We start from the raw sequence: 16,896 nt of genomic DNA on the forward strand, positions 1-16,896 counted from the left end.
ACACCATCACCCCTTCCTTGATGAGGCGGCTGGTGATGGACAAAACAACGCGTGACCCAAGTAATACCTGTCTGCTGACGCCTCTGAGCGTCTTTCTGATGTTGACCCTCGGCACCATGGCCGGCGTTCGCGCTAGCCCGATCGATGACGAGCGACAGCCAGAAACCTCTGACCCGTCGGCGTACTACGACGAACCGGCCGACCGCGCCGGTGCGCTCAACAACATCCTAACCCTGCCCGAGGCCAACGAAGACTCTTTCGATTTACCCGACGGCGTCAAAGGCAGCCGCGACTCGACCCGCACGGAAAACATTCTGCCGCCGACTGTGCAGACCAGTTTCAACTACCCCACCAACGGCAAGCCGAGCCCGCTCTATGGCGCGCAGCCGTTCACCCAGCAGTTGACCCTGTTCGAAGAGTTCGGCCCGGAAAAACTCGACCCGACCACGCCGGCCGCGCCGCTGCCATTTCCGCCGGCAGCGATTGGCCCGGCGCCCGCGCAAGACCCGAACAACGTCGCCCGCAGTGCGCCACCCGGCACCGCCCTCGATGCGTTCCTGCGCCAGCCGGGACTGACCCCGTTCCCGAGCCAGTTCTCCAATATCGTCGACCGCAACCCGTGGCAGGCGCAGATCGAAGTGTTCCTCAACCGCCACATCGGCTCTTCCGCTGAAGGGCGGCCGCCAGGAAAAGGCTGGTCGCATCAGCGCTGGAATGAGTTCTACCCGCAAGTCGCCTACAAAACCGCGCAGACTGGCGCGCGCCTCAATGGTGGGCTGCGTGACAGCGTGCAAATGCACCATTACGCGGTGGGCGAATTCGGCCCCGGCGGCCTGTACCACAACGTCGCGGGTGTACCGCTGACTGACGGTACGGCGAAAGGCGTCGACCCGCGTTTCCACCCGTCCATGCCGGTGCAAAACCACAACGCAGTGTGGACCTTCGACGGCACGCTGCCGCCGAAACTGTTGATGGTGCGCTACGGCCAACCGGTGATGATGCGTCACTACAACGGATTGCCGATCGACCCGTCGGCCAACCGTGGTTTCGGCCTGCACACCATCAGCACCCACGAGCACAACGGTCACGCGCCGGCGGAAAGCGACGGCTATGCCAACGCGTTCTTCTTCCCCGGCCAGTTCTACGACTATCGCTGGCCGATCCAGCTCGCCGGTTATGACAGCATCAACACCAAGGCCGAAGACCCGCGCGCGGCGTTCCCGTGCGCACCGGGCGAAGCCTTGTGGGTCAACGATCTCGCACCGGCGAAGAAGACCTGCGACAACGGCACCATCAAGATCCGCGGCGATTGGCGCGAAACCATGAGCACCCACTGGTTCCACGACCACATGCTCGATTTCACCGCGCAGAACGTCTACAAAGGCAACGCGGCGATGATGAACTACTACAGCGCGCTGGATCGCGGTAACGAGTCGGTGAACGACGGCGTCAACCTGCGTCTGCCCAGCGGCAGCGCCTTGCCGTGGGGCAACCGCGACTACGACGTCAACCTGGTGTTCGCTGACAAGGCCTGGGATCAGGAAGGTCAGTTGTGGTTCAACCCGTTCAACACCGACGGCTTCCTCGGTGACCAGGTCCTGGTCAACTGGCAGTGGAAACCGACCCTCGATGTACGCGCACGCAGCTATCGCTTCCGCATCCTCAACGGCTCGGTGTCGCGCTACTTCAAACTGGCGCTGGTACGCGAAATCAAAGGCAGCGGTGGTGAATTTCAGGGGCCGAAAAACTCTGGCGTGACCTACAGCCGCGTGCCGTTCCACATGATCGCCAACGACGGCAACATCATGGAGCACAGCGTACCGTTCGACGGCAGCATGGACCTCGACGCCGATGGCGATAAACAGAACCACAACGCGATCCTGCCGACCCAGGGTATCGCCGAGCGCTTCGACATCATCGTCAACTTCTCGAAAAACGGTATCAAGCCTGGCGACAAGCTGTTCTTCGTCAACCTGCAATCCCACGACGACGGCAAAGGCCCGAAAGACGTGATCTCGCTGGCCGACGTGCTCTCGGAGAAATACCTGCCGGTAATCAAGCAGACCAGCAAAGGCCCGCAGTGGGACAAAGGCGATCCGGCGGTGGGCAAGGTCTTGCAGCTCAACGTCAAGGCTTACACCGGTCAGGATCTGGCGATGAACCCGGCAGCCTACGAACCGGCAAAACCGGGCAAGGCCGAAGGGCTGGTGATGATCCCGCTGAAGCTCCACCGCGACAACGCCGCCGATAAAGCCGTGCTGGCCAAGGCTCGCCACCGCACCTTCACCTTCGGTCGCTCCGACGGCACCGATGAAGCGCCGTGGACGGTCAAGACCGATGGCGGTTTCGGCTTCCACATGGACCCACGTCGCTTGAACGCCTCGACGCAACTGTCCAGCGGCCCGACCGATGCCGGTGTCACCGGGTTCGGCACCCTCGAAGTGTGGAACATCAAGGCTGGCGGCAAGGGCTGGAGCCATCCGGTGCATGTGCACTTCGAGGAGGGGATCATCCTCAGCCGCGGCGGAAAGGCACCGCCAGAATGGGAAAAATGGGCGCGCAAAGACGTCTACCGGATCGGTTCCGAAGCCGACGGGCTGGACAGCGTCGAAATGGCGATCAACTTCCGCGAGTTCGCCGGGACGTATATGGAGCACTGTCACAACACCCAGCATGAGGACAACTCGATGCTACTGCGCTGGGACCTTGAGAAGCCCGGGCAACTGCAGTTGATGCCGACGCCTCTGCCGAGCTGGGACGGTGTGCGCTACGTCAACTCCGCCGCGCTGCCAACTTTCCGCAACGGCGACGGTATGGGCCCACAAGTGGTGGTCAAGCCATGAACCGCCGCCACGGTGACAGCCGACCTGTGCATACCCCGCGCTCCCGGGCGCTGGGCATGCACCTGGTGCTGATGCTGGTCGCGTGCGTGCTCGGCAGCCGCGTGCTGCTGGCGCACCAGGCCAGTGTCGGCGAGCCGTCAGCGGCGAGCGAATCCGCCACCCCATGGGGTGGCGACTATTTCCCCAACACCTTGCTGACCGATCAGGACGGTCGGCAGGTGCACTTCTTCGATGACCTGATCAAGAACAAAGTGGTGGTGATCAACTTCATCTTCACTTCGTGCAGCGACTCCTGCCCACTGGAAACCGCACGCCTGCGTCAGGTGCAGAAACTGCTCGGTGATCGGGTCGGCCAGGACATCTTTTTCTACTCGATCAGCATCGACCCGCTCAGCGATACGCCCGAAGTGCTCAAGGCCTATTCGCAGCGCTTCAAGGTCGGCCCCGGCTGGAAGTTTCTCACCGGCGAATTCGAAGATGTCACCGACCTGCGCAAGAAACTCGGGTTGTTCATCGAAGGCGTCGACAACGGTCGCAGCAAGGATCATAACCTCAGCCTGATCGTCGGCAACCAGACCACCGGGCGCTGGATGAAAGCCTCGCCGTTCGAGAATCCGTGGATCCTCGCCGATCAACTGGCCAACACCTTGCAGAACTGGAAGCAGGCGAGCATCGAAGAAAGCTATGCCAATGCCCCGGACATTCGCCCTCCGAGCAACGGCGAAGAACTGTTCCGCACCCGCTGCGCCTCGTGCCACAGCCTCGGCCCAATGGATGGGCAGGGCATTGGCATGCGCAGCATTGGCCCGGACTTGATTGGCGTGACCCGCAACCGCGATCCCAAGTGGCTGAATCGCTGGATCCGCGAACCGGATCGCCTGCTCGCGGAAAAAGACCCGATTGCCCTGCAACTGTACGAACAATTCGAGCGAATCCCGATGCCCAACCTGCGCCTCGACGAGCCGTCAGCGCAGTCGATCATCGACTTCCTCAGCGATGAAACCGAGCGTCAGCAACCGTCCGCCAATGCCGTGGCCGACGGTGCATTGACGCCAGTAAAGCCGGGCGATCCAGCCGCGACGGTGAGTCAGATGCGGTAGCGGCGAAATAGCATCATCGAACCGTGTGTCGTGGTCAGAGCCACCTACACTGATTGCTGTAACTGGCCCGATACAAAAACTCCAGGGCACTCCCATGCAGCGACTGGAAGCACAAGAAACATCTGCGCCGGACACACCGGCGGCAATGGGCAAGAGTTGGCGCGAACAGTTCAATCTGCTGCGCTGGTTCTCGCTGGCGAGTTTTTTCATCATTGCCGCCGTGGCGGTGGGCCTTGGCTATATCTCCACGCGCTTCGTGGTCACCGAAAGCGTTGAGCGCGATGCGTTGCTGACTGCGCAATTCGTTGAGGCTATCGGTGCGGCGGAAATACGCCACGCCGGCATCACTCCGGCGCGGACCATGGGCGAAATGCTCGACCCGCGCCAGGACAACAACTTTCCCGACGTCGATCCGGGCGCCCATGCGGCGGCCCGCGCCGAGTTTCTCGACCATGTCGAACACCTGCCCGACGTTCTCCTGGCCACGGTGTATGCGCTGGATCGCACGGTGATCTGGTCGACCAATCCAGAATTGATCGGCGTCAAATTCGAGGATGATGACGAACTCGACGAGTCGTTCGAGATGAAAGTGGCGGTGTCCTCCAGCTACCACAAAATCGACGATGAGAAACCCGAGCAGCAGTTGCTGCGCGAACCGAAATACCTGTTCATCGAGAACTACATCCCGATGTTCAACGCCGAAAAAAACAAAGTCGTCGCCATGGTCGAGATCTACAAGGAGCCGGCGGATCTGGTTGACCGCATCGACCGTGGGTTTGCCTCGATCTGGGCCGCCACGTGTTTCGGCGGTGCGGCGATTTTTCTGGCGTTGTTCTGGATTGTCCGCCGTGCGGCGAAACTGCTGCAGAGCCAGCAGCAACAGTTGATCAGCAACGAAACCTTTGTTGCTCTCGGCGAGATGTCGTCGGCGGTGGCGCACAGCCTGCGCAATCCATTGGCGACCATCCGTTCCAGCGCCGAACTGGCCCAGGAAATCGCCAGTCCGGGCGCGCAACGCAACATCGGCGACATCATCAGCCAGGTCGATCGCATGTCGCGCTGGGTGCGCGAATTGCTGGTGTCACTGCGGCCGATGAATGAGGACGGCGAGGCGGTGGATCTGCTGATGGCGGTCGAAGACACCTTTGGTGCCTTCGGCGCGTTGATCAAACGCTGCAATGTCGAAGTGCGCTTCACCCCGCAAAATTGCGCGCTGGTCGTCAGTCAAAAGGTGCTGCTCACGCAAATCCTCAATAGCCTGTTTGCCAACGCCCTGGAAGCCATGCCCAAGGGCGGTGTGCTCAGCGTCGAATTCGAATCGCCGCAACCTGACCGTGTGCGCCTGACCGTGAGCGACACCGGCAGAGGCATGAGCGCGCAGCAGCAACTGTTGGTGTTCAAACCGTTTTTCACCACCAAACAGGGCGGCCTCGGGGTTGGTCTGGCGTTGGTCAAAAGAATCATGGAGCGTTTTGAAGGTTCGGTCGTGCTGACCAGCCGCGAGCAGGAAGGAACCCGCGTCAGTCTCAACTTCAAAGTGGCATCGGGAGGGGAATATGGAACACAGCATTCTGCTGGTCGAGGATGACGAACTGCTGGCCGAGAATATTCAGACCTACCTGGAGCGCAAGGACTTCGAGGTGACGGTCTGCCATTCGGCGGAAGACGCGCTGGAGCAGTTGGGCAGCTTCATGCCCGACATCGTGCTGACCGACAACTCGCTGCCGGGCATGAGCGGCCACGAACTGATCCAGAAGCTGCGCGTCAGCGCGCCGGATCTCAAAGTGATCATGATGACCGGATACGGCAACGTTGAAGATGCAGTGGTGGCGATGAAGGAGGGCGCGTTTCATTACGTCACCAAACCGGTCGCGTTGCAGGAACTCAAACTGCTCCTCGACAAGGCCCTGGCCACCGAACGAATGGAGCGCACTCTGTCGTTCTATCAGGAGCGTGAGGCGCAGAAATCCGGGGTGCAGGCGCTGATTGGCGACTCGGCGCCGATGCAGTTTCTGAAAAACACCATTGGCCAGTTGCTCGATGCCGAGCGACGTATGGCCAACACTGATCTGCCGCCGGTCTTGGTGGAGGGTGAAACGGGCACCGGCAAAGAACTGGTGGCCCGTGCGCTGCACTTCGACGGCCCGCGCAGCAAAGGCCCGTTCATTGAATTCAACTGCGCATCGATTCCGTCGAATCTGGTCGAGTCGGAGCTGTTCGGGCACGAGAAGGGGGCGTTTACCGATGCCAAGGACCGCCGTGTCGGGCTGGTGGAAGCGGCGGATGGCGGCACGTTGTTTCTCGATGAAATCGGTGAGATGGACCTGCTGTTACAAGCGAAGATTTTGAAGTTGCTGGAGGATCGCACCATCCGCCGGGTTGGTTCGGTGAAGGAACGTAAGGTCAATCTGCGGGTGATCAGTGCGACCAACTGTAACCTGGAGCAAATGGTCCAGCAGGGCAAATTCCGCCGTGACCTGTTTTTCCGTCTGCGGATCATTTCGATCAAGGTGCCGCGCCTGTATGCGCGGGGCGAGGATATTTTGCTGCTGGCGCGGCACTTCCTCGCCAGTCACGGCAAACGCTATGGCAAACCGAATCTGCATTTCAGCCAGCAGGCCGAAGAATTGCTGCTCAGTTACACCTGGCCGGGCAACGTGCGCGAATTGCGCAACATGCTTGAACAGACCGTGCTGCTGGCGCCGAGCGACACGATTGCCGCGCATCAGTTGAATGTGTGCATGAGCCTGGTCGACGAGCCGCCGCTGCATATTCATGAAGCTCCGATGCACTACGAACCGCGCCCGGCGAGCAACACCGAATCGATGAACCTGCCGGAAGTCGAACGCGACATGGTGCGCAAGATGCTCGACAAGACCGACTGGAACGTCACCAAATCCGCGCGCCTGCTGGGCCTGAGCCGCGACATGCTGCGCTATCGCATCGAAAAACTCGGCCTGGCCCGGCCGGATAAACGGCAATGGTAACCCCACCGCAAATCCCCTGTAGGAGCGAGCAAGCTCGCTCCTACAGGGTTATCTGGCGTCTGCAGAATGTTTGGGCAACCTGAATCAATGCTGCTGCCGACTCAAACATTCCAGCAAACAACCCGGATCCAGCACCTCGTCATTCACATAAATCCCACGCTCGGCATCGTACGTGCGAATAAACACCCGCACCGTCGCATCCGCCACGGTCGGCAACTGCGAATCGTAGAATTCATGGTCACCCGGAATCACCACAAAATCCTGCGGCGCCGTATCGTCGTAAGACTTGGGCGGTGTGGCGTTCAGCGAATACGGGGCAGGGTGGGCGAAGGGCTGGTTCGGCCCGTAATAATTGAAATTGCTGTCCAGCGCTTGCGCCTGAGTGGCAGCGAGCAGACAGCCGGTCAACAGCAGCCGATCGAACATTTGCATGGCGGCACCTGCGAGTGCGGTTTTCCCCAAGGCTATTAACTATAGCTGCCCTGCATTCAAGCAACCGGGTGATTGATCACGTGCCCCGGCTGTGCGTAAAGATCGATGCCGAGGGCATGCATAACTTTCAAAACCGTTTCGAAGCGCGGCTTTGCGCCGGGCGCGAACGCCTTGTACAGACTTTCGCGACCCATGCCAGAAGTTTTGGCTACCTGCGTCATCCCGCGCGCCTTGAGCACATAGCCGATTGCGCGAAGAAACTCTTCGTTATCCCCGTCTGCAAGAACCTGGGACAGGTATTCGCTGATGGCTTCGTCACTGTCCAGCAATGCTGCCACGTCGAAATTCGTTAACGTCTGGCTCATGGTTAAACCTCCTTAGCCATTTTTTGTGCGCGTCGGATGTCTGCGCTCTGTGAGGACTTATCGCCTCCAGCCAATAGAACGATGATTGCACCGTTACGCACCGTGAAATAAACCCGAAAGCCCGCACCCACATCTACGCGCATTTCCGATACGCCATCACCCACCGATTTAACATCGCCGAGATTTCCTGTTGAGGCCCGATCAATGCGACGTGCGATGGCTACTTTTGCCCGCAGGTCTCGAACAGAACGGTGCCAAGCCTGGAAGGCTGCTGTTTGTTGAATAAGATAATCCATTGCTTGACTGTATCCAAGTGGATACTTTTTGCGCAGTCAGCCAAGTCGTCCATCAAGCCTTGAAATATCGTTGATATTTGTAGGCAAGATCTTCCTCATTTGTAGGAGCTGCCACGAGGGTTGGCTTACAAGTTTGCAACAACCGCAATTACCGGGCTGATCTAGACTCGGATCCGCTCAATCACGAGCATCGTCCGGAGTGCGCCATGGAAGTGCCTAATAATAAAACCGCCATCGAGAGCAATCGACAGGCGTGGAACGATTCCGCTCGCCATCATCAGGATTCACCTGACTGGCAGGCTTTACTCGGCGAAGTCGCACAGGCGGATTTCTCTTGCCTTGATGAGACGTTGAGCGGGTTGCTGGAGGTCGACGGTAAAGATGTGATTCAACTGGGCTGCAACAATGGCCGTGAGAGTCTCTCACTGTTTGCGCTGGGTGCCAGACGCGTGGTCGGTGTCGATCAATCGGCGGCGTTTCTTGAACAGGCCCGCGAGCTGAACAAGCGTTCACCGCACAACGCCGAGTTCATCGAAAGCGATATTCATCATTTGCCGGAGTCATTGCAGAACCGCTTCGACGTGGCGCTGATCACCATCGGTGTTCTCAACTGGATGCCGGACATCGGCGAGTTCTTCCGCCATGTCGCTTCGACGCTGAAACCGGGTGGCAAACTGGTGATCTACGAAACCCATCCATTTCTGGAAATGGTCGATCCGGATGGCGAAGATCCATACCGCCTTGCCAGCTCGTACTTCCGCGCCGAACCGTTTGTGCAGGAAGAACCGATTGTCTACGTCGGCAAGGTTGAACAGCAGGCGGCGAAGTCGTATTGGTTCGTGCATAACCTTGGCGCCATCTTCAGCGCTGCCATTGCGGCGGGGCTGAACATTGCGCACTTCAAGGAGTATGCGCATTCGAATCGGGAAGAGGTGTATGACCGGTATTTGAATCGAGAGGCGCAGATGCCGATGTGTTTTACCCTGGTCGCCAGCAAGGTCTGAATCGTTCATTGCCTTCACTGGCCCCTTCGCGAGCAAGCTCGCTCCCACATTGGATCTGCGCCGAGCAAAAATCCAATGTGGGAGCGAGCTTGCTCGCGAAGGCGGCCTTTCAGATGCGAATCAAGCCTGCGCCGCCGCACTCACCACCGGCCGCCCCGGTTTGCGCAACGGCTCCAGCCGCGAACCCTCATACCGCGTTTCGCGGAAAAATTTCCAGCGCCCGAACAGGCAGTAAACGTGCATCACGCGACCCTGCTCGTGGTAACCCATGCGCAGATGCAGCTTCAGCGCCGGTATATTGTGCGTCTCGCAAACATCCACCACCTTGTCGCAACCCTGCGCCGCCATGGCCTCCCACAGCGCCACCTGCACGTCCACCGACAGGCTGCTGCCGAAATATGCGCGGGTCATCTCACCGCCAAATTCAAAGAACTCGCCGGGCTTCACCGGGAAGGTGCAGCCGTAATAGTGGCGGTCGTGATAGTCACGAATGCTGCCCCAGATAAACCCGACCGCATGCCCGTCAGCGTCGAGGTACATGTGCCCGGTGTGGCCTTCAGTGGCCAGCTCGGCCATGGTCTCCACGCGGTCACCGAAATGCTTGGAAAACGCGATGGCATTCTCCGGCGTAATGTCGACTTTGTGCAGGCCGTCATAAGGGCGCAGTTTGTGCGGTGGCACCGGGCTGACCAGGTCGCGCTCCATCCACAACAGTTCCCAGTGGAAGAACACGTAGCGTTTCCACAACGTGCTGAAGGTACGGCCGAGGCCTTTTTGGCGGATGCGTTCTTGTAGTTTTTCGATGATGCTCATGCTGCCCTCCGTGGCCGAAGCCCGGGTGTTGTGGATGGTGCTTTTGTGGGTATAGATCACCCTTGCCAGTTCATTTCAAAGTGCCATCTTCGAAAGTATTGCAAGGTATGTAACTCAGTCGAGTGCTGTCGCACCGCGTAGAAAATCCTTGTTCAGATCGCTGTAGGAAACCCTTGGGATGCCCGCCAGCCGCTGCTCTAGCACGCGGCTCAGGGATTCCTCCGGGTTGAGATAGGCGTCACCGAAATCGGCGCCGAGTTGCGTTGGATGCGCGACGATTTCCAGCACGCCGTCGGTCGGCGCGCTGACGTTGCGCAGGTCGATCGGCGTGCACACATAGTCAGCGGTGACACCCGCCAGATTCTGCAGGCGCCAGTTGAGCAAACCCTTGAACACGCGCTTGGGCAGATTGAGGTTTTGCCCCAGGTTGCGCGCCAGCCGAATCGGCACCCCTTGATGCGCGGCAAACCGCGCGACGATCTCGCCGATCGGCCAGATGTTGTGCACGTGCTGATGCGAATCGATGTGGCTGGGGCGCAGGCCGTGATCGACGCAACGCTGCCACTGCGCCTGCAATTCTTCGCGCACCGCTTCACAATCCTCGCGAGCCAGCGAAAAACTGTGGCGGGGCAGGCTGAGGTCGAACACACCGAAGTCATCGCAGAAGGTGCGGCGGGCCAGAATCGCCTGGCTCAGCGGTCGTCCGTAAGTCAGGTTGAAATGCAGACCGACCCGGCCTTGCAGGGTTGCATGCCGGGCCATGGCACACGCCGCTTCGAACGCCGGCATGTTGGCCATCGCTGTAGCAGAACTGATGACCCCGGCCTGAAACGCGGCGAAGATCACCGCGTTTTCGTTCGGGCTGAGGCCGAAATCGTCAGCGTTGACTATGACTTGGCGAGGCATGTTCGCCCTCCGTGGTGATCGCGACAGGTTTCGATGTGGGTTTCGCGGGCTCGGCACGCCGTACCCGCCAGGTTTGTACTCGGGGTTTGAGTCGATGCCACAGGCGCAGGCCCAGGCCGAGCACCAGACCACTCGGGCGCCAGGAATAAAAACTCCAGCGCCAGTGCTCCAGTTGTCCGGTCATGCGTTCGTGCAGTTGATGGCTGGAGTTTTCCAGACTGACCCGCGAGGCATCGATCCAGCGCCAGTTGTCGTCCAGGCCCCAGCGAATCCATTCCTCCAGCAACACCCGGCCGCTGCCCAGATCGGCGTATTGCGGCAGGAACGCGAGGTTGTAATCGTAGAGTCGTCCTTGCTCCAGCAGGCCGAGGCGATAGCTGATGCAGCGGCCGTTCAGTTCCAGCGTCACCACGCGCACCAGGCCTTGGCCGGCGAGGGCAGTGAAGGCGCGTTCGATCAACTGGCGGCTGCGTTCGCCGGCGAAAATCCCCACGCCTTCGTCACCTTTCCAGCTCACCGCTTCGACTTCGCTGATGACCTGCAGCAATGGGCCCATGCTCAGCGCATCGGGAGTGATCCGCCGCACTTCGGCACCGCACGCAGCGATCCGCTTGCGCGCGCGGCGCAGCTTGTAACGCGGATCGCCGGAAACTTCCTGATGATCCGCCTCGCTGATCAGATGCACCGGCACCCGACAGCTCAACCGCCGTTCGCCGGTGGAGCTGTGCATCATCCATTCGGTCAACGCACTTTCCTCGCCGGCTGGCTCGGACAATTCATTGAGTTGCAGCAGTGCGTGGGGCACACGCTGGCGAATCAACCGCAAGGCCTCGCGCATGTCTTCGCTGCCGAGCAAAGACAACAGTGCCAAGCGATCGGCCAGCGGATAACCCAAGTGATGCAACACCCGAAAGGGCACGCCGGCAAAGCGCTCGCGACTCGCCACCAATGGCAGACACAGACGCAATTCGTCGGTTTCCCAAGCCAGCAGGATGTGCAAACGCTCACCCTCGCCAAGGGCCAGCTCGGCCGCGCACAACCAGCCAAGGTTGTTGAACGGCGTGTGATCCGTCACCCGCAGGCGCAGCGCTTCATACGCCGCTTCCGGGAAATCGGCGGCGCACAGCGAAGTGCGCCATTCAAATCGCGTCACCATAGGCTCAGGCCGCCGTGGCTGTTACGGGTGGACGGGACGGTTTGCGTAACGCATCCAGACGCGAACCGCTGTAGCGGGTTTCGCGGTAGAAGCGCCAGCGACCGAACAGGGTGTACACATTCATGATGCGGTTTTGCTCGGTATAACCCATGCGCAAATGCAGCTTGAGCGCCGGGATATTGTGGAACTCGCAGACGTCGACCACCTTGTCGCAGCCTTGCGCCGCCATGGCTTTCCACAGTTCCAGTTGCAGATCCACCGACAGCTCGCTGCCCCAGTAGGCGCGGGTCAGCTCACCGCCGAATTCGAAGAACTCGCCGGGTTTCACCGGGAACAGGCAGCCGTAGTAGTGCCGGTCGAAATAGTCGCGAGAACTGCCCCAGATAAACGCCACGGCGTCGCCCAGATCGTCCAGGTGCATATGCCCGGTGTGACCTTCGTTGGCCAGTTCGGCCATGGTGCCGACGCGGTCGCCGAAGTAGCGCGCGAAGGCGCTGGCGTTGTCCGCCGTGATCTTCACCACCCGCAATGGCGGGTAGGGTTTGAGGTTGTGCGGCGGCACCGGGCTGACCAGGTCGCGCTCCATCCACAACAGTTCCTGATGGGAAAAAACGTAGTGTTTCCATGCTTTGGCAAGGGTGGCGCGCAGGCCTTTCTGCTTGATGTGTTGACTGAGTTTTTGCACAACGTTCATGGTCTTGGCTCCTGATGACGAGGCATCGCGCGGCCTGAAACCCGCGCGGCTGAACATCAACGGACGGTTCATGAAGCGCTCCAGCTAAGGGAGAAGAGGGTCTGCCCCGGAAGCTCGAAACGCACACGCCCGTCCTGGCAGGAAAATGGCGCGTCGCGGCTGCGGTTGTCGGCGCCGAAGTAGCGCAGGGCGCCGTTGTTCAGCGGGCACTTGGCGCCGCTCAGATCGACACGTTGCAAACGCGTGCCTTTGTTGACGCCGAGCAAGCCGCGCTGATCGTCGCCGGCCATCGCCAGCACATCGACTTCAAAGGCATCGCTCTCCAGCCACAACACCTGATGCAGCCAGTGTTGGGCGATGAACTGCTGGGCCAGGCCCACCGGTTTCAACTCAAAGCGTTGTTCATCCTGCGAGACGCGCAACATGCCCTTGGGATACTGCGGCTCATCGGCGGCCTGAAACCAGTTGAGCATGCTCAGCAAACCGTCCTGCGAAGCGTTGATCACCACCGACGCCCACCACAGCGAAGCGTAGTGGGTTTCCTGATCGTAAGGGCTGAGGCTGGAGCCGCTGGACAGGTTGGTCTGGTCGAGCAGCAAGGCCTTGCGCGGCTGACCTTTGCCGTCGAGGCCGACCAGAGCGGCGGCGCGGCGCACACTGTCGCGGTAGACGCGGGTGGCGAGCAGGTCGCGGATCATCCATTCGTGCCACGCCAGCGCGTCGACCTGATCGCCGGATTCGCTGAGCAGACGCCGGGCCCAATCGATACCGCGTTTGTCCGCTGCGTTATTGGCAAACGGCCCGTTGACCAGTCGGGAACTGGCCGGCATGGCAATGCGCACGCCAGCCTTGGCATTCGCCGGATCACTGCGCACCTGTCGCGCCATGCTGGTGAAAATCGCCTGATACTGCGCATAGCTGGAATAGTTGAGGTTCGGCTCGTCGGCAAAACCAATGTAGTGCGTGCCTTTGCCGCCCAGCGTACGCGTGCTGGCCAGCCATGCATCGAGGCCGCTGTTGCTTTGCACATCAGCGCGCAGATCGGCCTGACGCTGACTGCCGGCCAGCAGGGTGATGTCCTGTTTGATGCCGAAACGATCCTGATAGACCTGGCGGAACGCGTCTTCGAAATGCGGGTTTTTCGCCGTGACATCAACAAAGCTGTAGTAACTCGCGGCGGTCGGTTTCAGTGCATCCAGCGCAGCATGACTGGCGGGGGGCGGCATCACGTAGGGCAGGGCGATGCCCAGGTCCGGCGTGCGCCCAAGCATTTTTTCGTGCAACACCAGACGTGTCTGGCCGGCGTCTTCACGCAAGCCTTTCAGTTGCTGCGGATTCTGTGCAAACAGGTTCGCCGTGCCGTCCAGCCAGAACGCCGCTTTGCCGCTACCTTGCAGACGCAGGCGCCAGACCTGCTCGCGTTCACTGACGGGCAAGGCGACCTGATCGAACTGCCAATAGGCACGATAGGGTTTCAATGCCAGCGTCAGTTGCTGATCATCGCCGACGCGCTGCGCCTGCAAGCCGCTGACGCCACCATGAAACTTGCCCGCCAGCACTGCGTGTTCACCCGGTGCGACTTTGAAATACAACTCGTCGCCATTGTGCGTGTCGGCGCTGAAATGCACTTTCGCCGGGGCGAACAACGCGACCGTGCGCTCGTCGTGTTCGACGCGGTAATTGCGGAAGCTGTAGCCGGGAATTTCCAGCCGATAACTGCTCGCGCCGGGCAGCAATGGCCAGCTCTGACTGCCACGCACTTCACTGGCCTTGATGAACCGATCGCCCGCCAGTTTGCCCTGACCATCGAGCAGATACAGATGCTCTTCATTGGCCTCGGCCTGCCACGCCGGCGTCCAGCGCACTGTCACCGTGTCCGGGCGATCCGCTTGCAGATACAGACTGCCGTCGCGGATCTCGCCCCAACGCATGGACGCGGCAAAGGCGTCCAGCGACAGGCCGAGACCGAGCAGCAGGGCGAGGGCTTTCATGCGGTTTTGCGCCGTTGCAACATCAGCCACATCGGCGTGACATCGCGGGGCAGGATGATCAGCGTTTGCCAGAACGGCACACCGCTCAAGCGGCAGTAGAGCACCAGCATCGCCACGGTCACGGCCAGATAGGCAATCGACGAAGCCGCCGCTGCGCCAACGATGCCGTAAGCGGGAATCATCACCAGGTTCAACGCCAGATTGAGCAGGGCACCGAGGCCCATCAGCAACGACACCGTGCCGGGACGATTCTTGCCCAGCAGATCCAGACGCAGAATGCTCGCGTAGCACAGGCCCAACAGCCCCGGTAGCAATGCGAGCAGCGCTGGATACGCCGATTGATACGCCGCACCGAACAGCGTGACGATCAGCCATTCGCCAATCACCGCCATGGTCAAACAGGCGCCGAGCATCACCGTGGCGGTCAGGCGCAGGGCCAGCGGGGTGACTTTGTCCATGCCTTCGTCCTGCTGCAGCAAGCGCTTCATCAACGGCGTGGTCACAGCTTCCGGAACGATCAGCAGCAGTTCAGCGGCAGCGCTGGCCATCGCGTAATGACCGAGCGCGGTGCTGCCGAGCAGGGCGCCGATAAACAGATAATCCGAGCGCAGAATCACTTGCTGAAACAGCAGGTCCGGATGACTGCGCGCGCTGTAGCGCAGCAGTTCTTTCTGGCTGGCGCGGTCCCATTGCAACTGCAACGGTTGCGCACGTTTGAGCCAGACCCAACCGGCCAGCGCCACCAGACTGATCCCGGCCAGCCAACTGATCAACGCCGCTTCGAGGGCTGCGCTTTTCCACATCCAGAACAGCGCGAGAAACAGCAGCAGCGGCGCCAGCGACTCGACCAAGCGCAAGGCATTGAACGCGACCACGCCGCCCGTGGCGTTGTGCAGCGTCAGCAAACCGCTTTTCAATACCGTCAGCGGCACCGCCAACAGCAATAGCCAGGCGAGCAGACCGAGTTGCATCGTCACATCGAGTTCGCTGCCAAATTCCCGCACCAGCGCCACCACCAGCAACGTCAACAACGCCGCGAGTAAACAACCAAACACCAACACCTGACTGAGCAACAAACCCATCGGCCGTTGCTTGGCCGCCTGATAACCGACCGCCGAATTCAAGCCGCCACTGGTCGCGGCGCTGATCAGATCCGGCAGGGTGCTGAGCAGCGCAAACAAGCCGCGCTCACTCGGCCCGAGAATCCGCGCCAGCAGCACATTGCGCAGCAAGCGCAGGGCGATCATCGCCAGTTTGGTGCCCATGCTCAGCGCCAAATGTTTGAGGTAATTGCCTCGGCTCATGGCCGCGCCCCGCGAAAGATCCGCCACGACAGTAGTTCCGGATTACGCGCGGTGCGTTGGCTGACGCCGAAACGCGGCAGGTTGAGCGGGTCGCCTTCGCCACGATAAATGCCGGTGCCGGTGCCCAGCGCGAACGGGTAATCGTGATTGGCAATCTGCCCGCGTACGCGCTCGTCGTTGTCGCCATTGGGGTAGCAATACACCGGCAGCGGCCGGTTGCAGCCGTTGTGCAGGGCATCGCGGCTGCGGCTGATTTCTTCGCTCAGGCGCACATCGTCAAGGCCAGTGAGGATCGCGTGACTGGCGCCGTGCGGGCCGAAGCGCACGAGGCCGGAGGCTTCGAGTGCGCGCACTTGATGCCAGTCCAGCGCTTGCGGTTGCGACTCCTGCGGACATTCATCGGTCAGCCGTTCAAGCTCCTGCGGGTCAATCGACTTCAGGCCTTGCAGGTAATGCAACAGCGCCAGGCTACGGCGATCGACGTCGATGTCATCGAGCAGCACCGGCAGCGGATGATGCAGGACTTGCAGGCATTCGATCAGATGTGTCCGCGCCTTTTCACCGTGGCTACCCCACAGGGTTTCGCCAAGGCTTTCCCACCAGAAGCGCTGACGGCTGCCGATGAAATCGGTGGAGAGAAAGATGCTCGCCGGCACCTGATGTTTTTGCAGCAACGGGAAGGCGTTGACCGCGTTGTCGCGCCAGCCGTCATCGAAGGTCAGCGCCACCCGTGGGCGCTCGGTACGCAGCGAGTTGGGCTGAAGGATTTCCATCAGCGGCACGCAATCGAAATGCTTGCGCAGCCACACCAGCAAATGCTCGAAGGCTTTCGGCCCCACGCACAGTTCATTACGGTGCGGCAGGTCGGCGGCGCGGTCGTTCGACAGCACCCGATGGAGCATCAGAATCACCCCGGCGCCGTGCAACTGGTTGCGGCCCATGGACGAGTTGAGATAGAGCCAGCCACTGGTGCGTTTGAGTAATTGTTTGATCGCCATGGCTTCG

General features: G+C 60.5%; 15 protein-coding genes. 5 read left to right on the forward strand and 10 right to left on the reverse strand.

Annotation, left to right across the window (positions count from 1 at the left end; translation table 11 throughout):
- Positions 1–35 precede the first annotated feature (35 nt).
- The 4 genes from ACZ0A4_RS05580 (at position 36) to ACZ0A4_RS05595 (ending at position 6,930) form a co-directional block, all read left to right on the forward strand.
- Positions 36–2,843 carry a multicopper oxidase domain-containing protein gene (locus ACZ0A4_RS05580; RefSeq protein ID WP_463573478.1) on the forward strand — a complete coding sequence of 936 codons (2,808 nt, stop codon included), beginning with the start codon at positions 36–38 and terminating at the stop codon, positions 2,841–2,843.
- Positions 2,840–3,943: an SCO family protein gene (locus ACZ0A4_RS05585; RefSeq protein WP_463573479.1), complete on the forward strand. Its 1,104-nt coding sequence runs from the start codon at positions 2,840–2,842 to the stop codon at positions 3,941–3,943. Before ACZ0A4_RS05580 ends, ACZ0A4_RS05585 begins: the two co-directional genes overlap by 4 nt.
- A gap of 94 nt (positions 3,944–4,037) precedes the next feature.
- Positions 4,038–5,531, forward strand: coding sequence for a sensor histidine kinase (locus ACZ0A4_RS05590; RefSeq protein WP_463573480.1), 1,494 nt, complete (start codon positions 4,038–4,040; stop codon positions 5,529–5,531).
- Positions 5,500–6,930, forward strand: a complete 1,431-nt coding sequence (locus ACZ0A4_RS05595) for a sigma-54-dependent transcriptional regulator (RefSeq protein WP_463573481.1) — start codon at positions 5,500–5,502, stop codon at positions 6,928–6,930. The genes ACZ0A4_RS05590 and ACZ0A4_RS05595 overlap by 32 nt, the downstream gene beginning before the upstream one ends.
- Positions 6,931–7,014: 84 nt before the next feature.
- On the opposite strand, the gene ACZ0A4_RS05600 is transcribed toward ACZ0A4_RS05595, so the two are convergent.
- Genes ACZ0A4_RS05600 through ACZ0A4_RS05610 form a run of 3 tightly spaced genes read right to left on the reverse strand, consistent with a single transcriptional unit; the run spans position 7,015 to position 8,023 of the window.
- On the reverse strand, positions 7,015–7,362 hold the full coding sequence (locus tag ACZ0A4_RS05600; RefSeq protein ID WP_463573482.1) for a hypothetical protein: 348 nt from the start codon (positions 7,360–7,362) through the stop codon (positions 7,015–7,017).
- Positions 7,363–7,418: 56 nt separating this feature from the next.
- A complete protein-coding gene (locus tag ACZ0A4_RS05605; RefSeq protein WP_158958961.1) occupies positions 7,419–7,727 on the reverse strand; it encodes an addiction module antidote protein in 309 nt (102 codons plus the stop codon).
- A 2-nt stretch (positions 7,728–7,729) separates the two neighbouring features.
- Positions 7,730–8,023 carry a type II toxin-antitoxin system RelE/ParE family toxin gene (locus ACZ0A4_RS05610; RefSeq protein ID WP_422609320.1) on the reverse strand — a complete coding sequence of 98 codons (294 nt, stop codon included), beginning with the start codon at positions 8,021–8,023 and terminating at the stop codon, positions 7,730–7,732.
- A gap of 206 nt (positions 8,024–8,229) precedes the next feature.
- On the opposite strand from ACZ0A4_RS05610, the gene ACZ0A4_RS05615 reads away from it, so the two are divergent.
- Complete coding sequence (locus ACZ0A4_RS05615; RefSeq protein WP_463573483.1) at positions 8,230–9,027, forward strand: class I SAM-dependent methyltransferase; 798 nt, start codon at positions 8,230–8,232, stop codon at positions 9,025–9,027.
- A 120-nt stretch (positions 9,028–9,147) separates the two neighbouring features.
- On the opposite strand, the gene ACZ0A4_RS05620 is transcribed toward ACZ0A4_RS05615, so the two are convergent.
- From ACZ0A4_RS05620 to ACZ0A4_RS05650, 7 genes are all read right to left on the reverse strand, one after another.
- A complete protein-coding gene (locus tag ACZ0A4_RS05620; RefSeq protein WP_463573484.1) occupies positions 9,148–9,840 on the reverse strand; it encodes a GNAT family N-acetyltransferase in 693 nt (230 codons plus the stop codon).
- Between the two features lie 114 nt (positions 9,841–9,954).
- Complete coding sequence (locus tag ACZ0A4_RS05625) at positions 9,955–10,746, reverse strand: ChbG/HpnK family deacetylase (RefSeq protein WP_463573485.1); 792 nt, start codon at positions 10,744–10,746, stop codon at positions 9,955–9,957.
- Positions 10,718–11,902, reverse strand: a complete 1,185-nt coding sequence (locus tag ACZ0A4_RS05630; protein ID WP_463573486.1) for a GNAT family N-acetyltransferase — start codon at positions 11,900–11,902, stop codon at positions 10,718–10,720. The genes ACZ0A4_RS05625 and ACZ0A4_RS05630 overlap by 29 nt, the downstream gene beginning before the upstream one ends.
- A 4-nt stretch (positions 11,903–11,906) precedes the next feature.
- Positions 11,907–12,596, reverse strand: coding sequence for an N-acetyltransferase (locus ACZ0A4_RS05635; protein ID WP_463573487.1), 690 nt, complete (start codon positions 12,594–12,596; stop codon positions 11,907–11,909).
- A gap of 68 nt (positions 12,597–12,664) precedes the next feature.
- Positions 12,665–14,587, reverse strand: coding sequence for a hypothetical protein (locus ACZ0A4_RS05640; protein ID WP_463573489.1), 1,923 nt, complete (start codon positions 14,585–14,587; stop codon positions 12,665–12,667).
- Positions 14,584–15,891, reverse strand: coding sequence for a lipopolysaccharide biosynthesis protein (locus ACZ0A4_RS05645; RefSeq protein ID WP_463573491.1), 1,308 nt, complete (start codon positions 15,889–15,891; stop codon positions 14,584–14,586). Before ACZ0A4_RS05645 ends, ACZ0A4_RS05640 begins: the two co-directional genes overlap by 4 nt.
- Positions 15,888–16,889 (reverse strand): polysaccharide deacetylase family protein, encoded by a 1,002-nt coding sequence (locus ACZ0A4_RS05650; protein WP_141128657.1) that lies wholly within the window; start codon positions 16,887–16,889, stop codon positions 15,888–15,890. The genes ACZ0A4_RS05645 and ACZ0A4_RS05650 overlap by 4 nt, the downstream gene beginning before the upstream one ends.
- Between the last annotated feature and the right edge of the window lie 7 nt (positions 16,890–16,896).

Source organism: Pseudomonas sp. AC172 (assembly GCF_979258595.1).

Excerpts from the sequence above, each read along its gene's own strand:
- ACZ0A4_RS05580 (WP_463573478.1), top strand. The coding sequence starts at position 36 with ATGGACAAAACAACGCGTGACCCAAGTAATACCTGTCTGCTGACGCCT.
- ACZ0A4_RS05585 (WP_463573479.1), top strand. The coding sequence starts at position 2,840 with ATGAACCGCCGCCACGGTGACAGCCGACCTGTGCATACCCCGCGCTCC.
- ACZ0A4_RS05590 (WP_463573480.1), top strand. The coding sequence starts at position 4,038 with ATGCAGCGACTGGAAGCACAAGAAACATCTGCGCCGGACACACCGGCG.
- ACZ0A4_RS05595 (WP_463573481.1), top strand. The coding sequence starts at position 5,500 with ATGGAACACAGCATTCTGCTGGTCGAGGATGACGAACTGCTGGCCGAG.
- ACZ0A4_RS05600 (WP_463573482.1), bottom strand. The coding sequence starts at position 7,362 with ATGCAAATGTTCGATCGGCTGCTGTTGACCGGCTGTCTGCTCGCTGCC.
- ACZ0A4_RS05605 (WP_158958961.1), bottom strand. The coding sequence starts at position 7,727 with ATGAGCCAGACGTTAACGAATTTCGACGTGGCAGCATTGCTGGACAGT.
- ACZ0A4_RS05610 (WP_422609320.1), bottom strand. The coding sequence starts at position 8,023 with ATGGATTATCTTATTCAACAAACAGCAGCCTTCCAGGCTTGGCACCGT.
- ACZ0A4_RS05615 (WP_463573483.1), top strand. The coding sequence starts at position 8,230 with ATGGAAGTGCCTAATAATAAAACCGCCATCGAGAGCAATCGACAGGCG.
- ACZ0A4_RS05620 (WP_463573484.1), bottom strand. The coding sequence starts at position 9,840 with ATGAGCATCATCGAAAAACTACAAGAACGCATCCGCCAAAAAGGCCTC.
- ACZ0A4_RS05625 (WP_463573485.1), bottom strand. The coding sequence starts at position 10,746 with ATGCCTCGCCAAGTCATAGTCAACGCTGACGATTTCGGCCTCAGCCCG.
- ACZ0A4_RS05630 (WP_463573486.1), bottom strand. The coding sequence starts at position 11,902 with ATGGTGACGCGATTTGAATGGCGCACTTCGCTGTGCGCCGCCGATTTC.
- ACZ0A4_RS05635 (WP_463573487.1), bottom strand. The coding sequence starts at position 12,596 with ATGAACGTTGTGCAAAAACTCAGTCAACACATCAAGCAGAAAGGCCTG.
- ACZ0A4_RS05640 (WP_463573489.1), bottom strand. The coding sequence starts at position 14,587 with ATGAAAGCCCTCGCCCTGCTGCTCGGTCTCGGCCTGTCGCTGGACGCC.
- ACZ0A4_RS05645 (WP_463573491.1), bottom strand. The coding sequence starts at position 15,891 with ATGAGCCGAGGCAATTACCTCAAACATTTGGCGCTGAGCATGGGCACC.
- ACZ0A4_RS05650 (WP_141128657.1), bottom strand. The coding sequence starts at position 16,889 with ATGGCGATCAAACAATTACTCAAACGCACCAGTGGCTGGCTCTATCTC.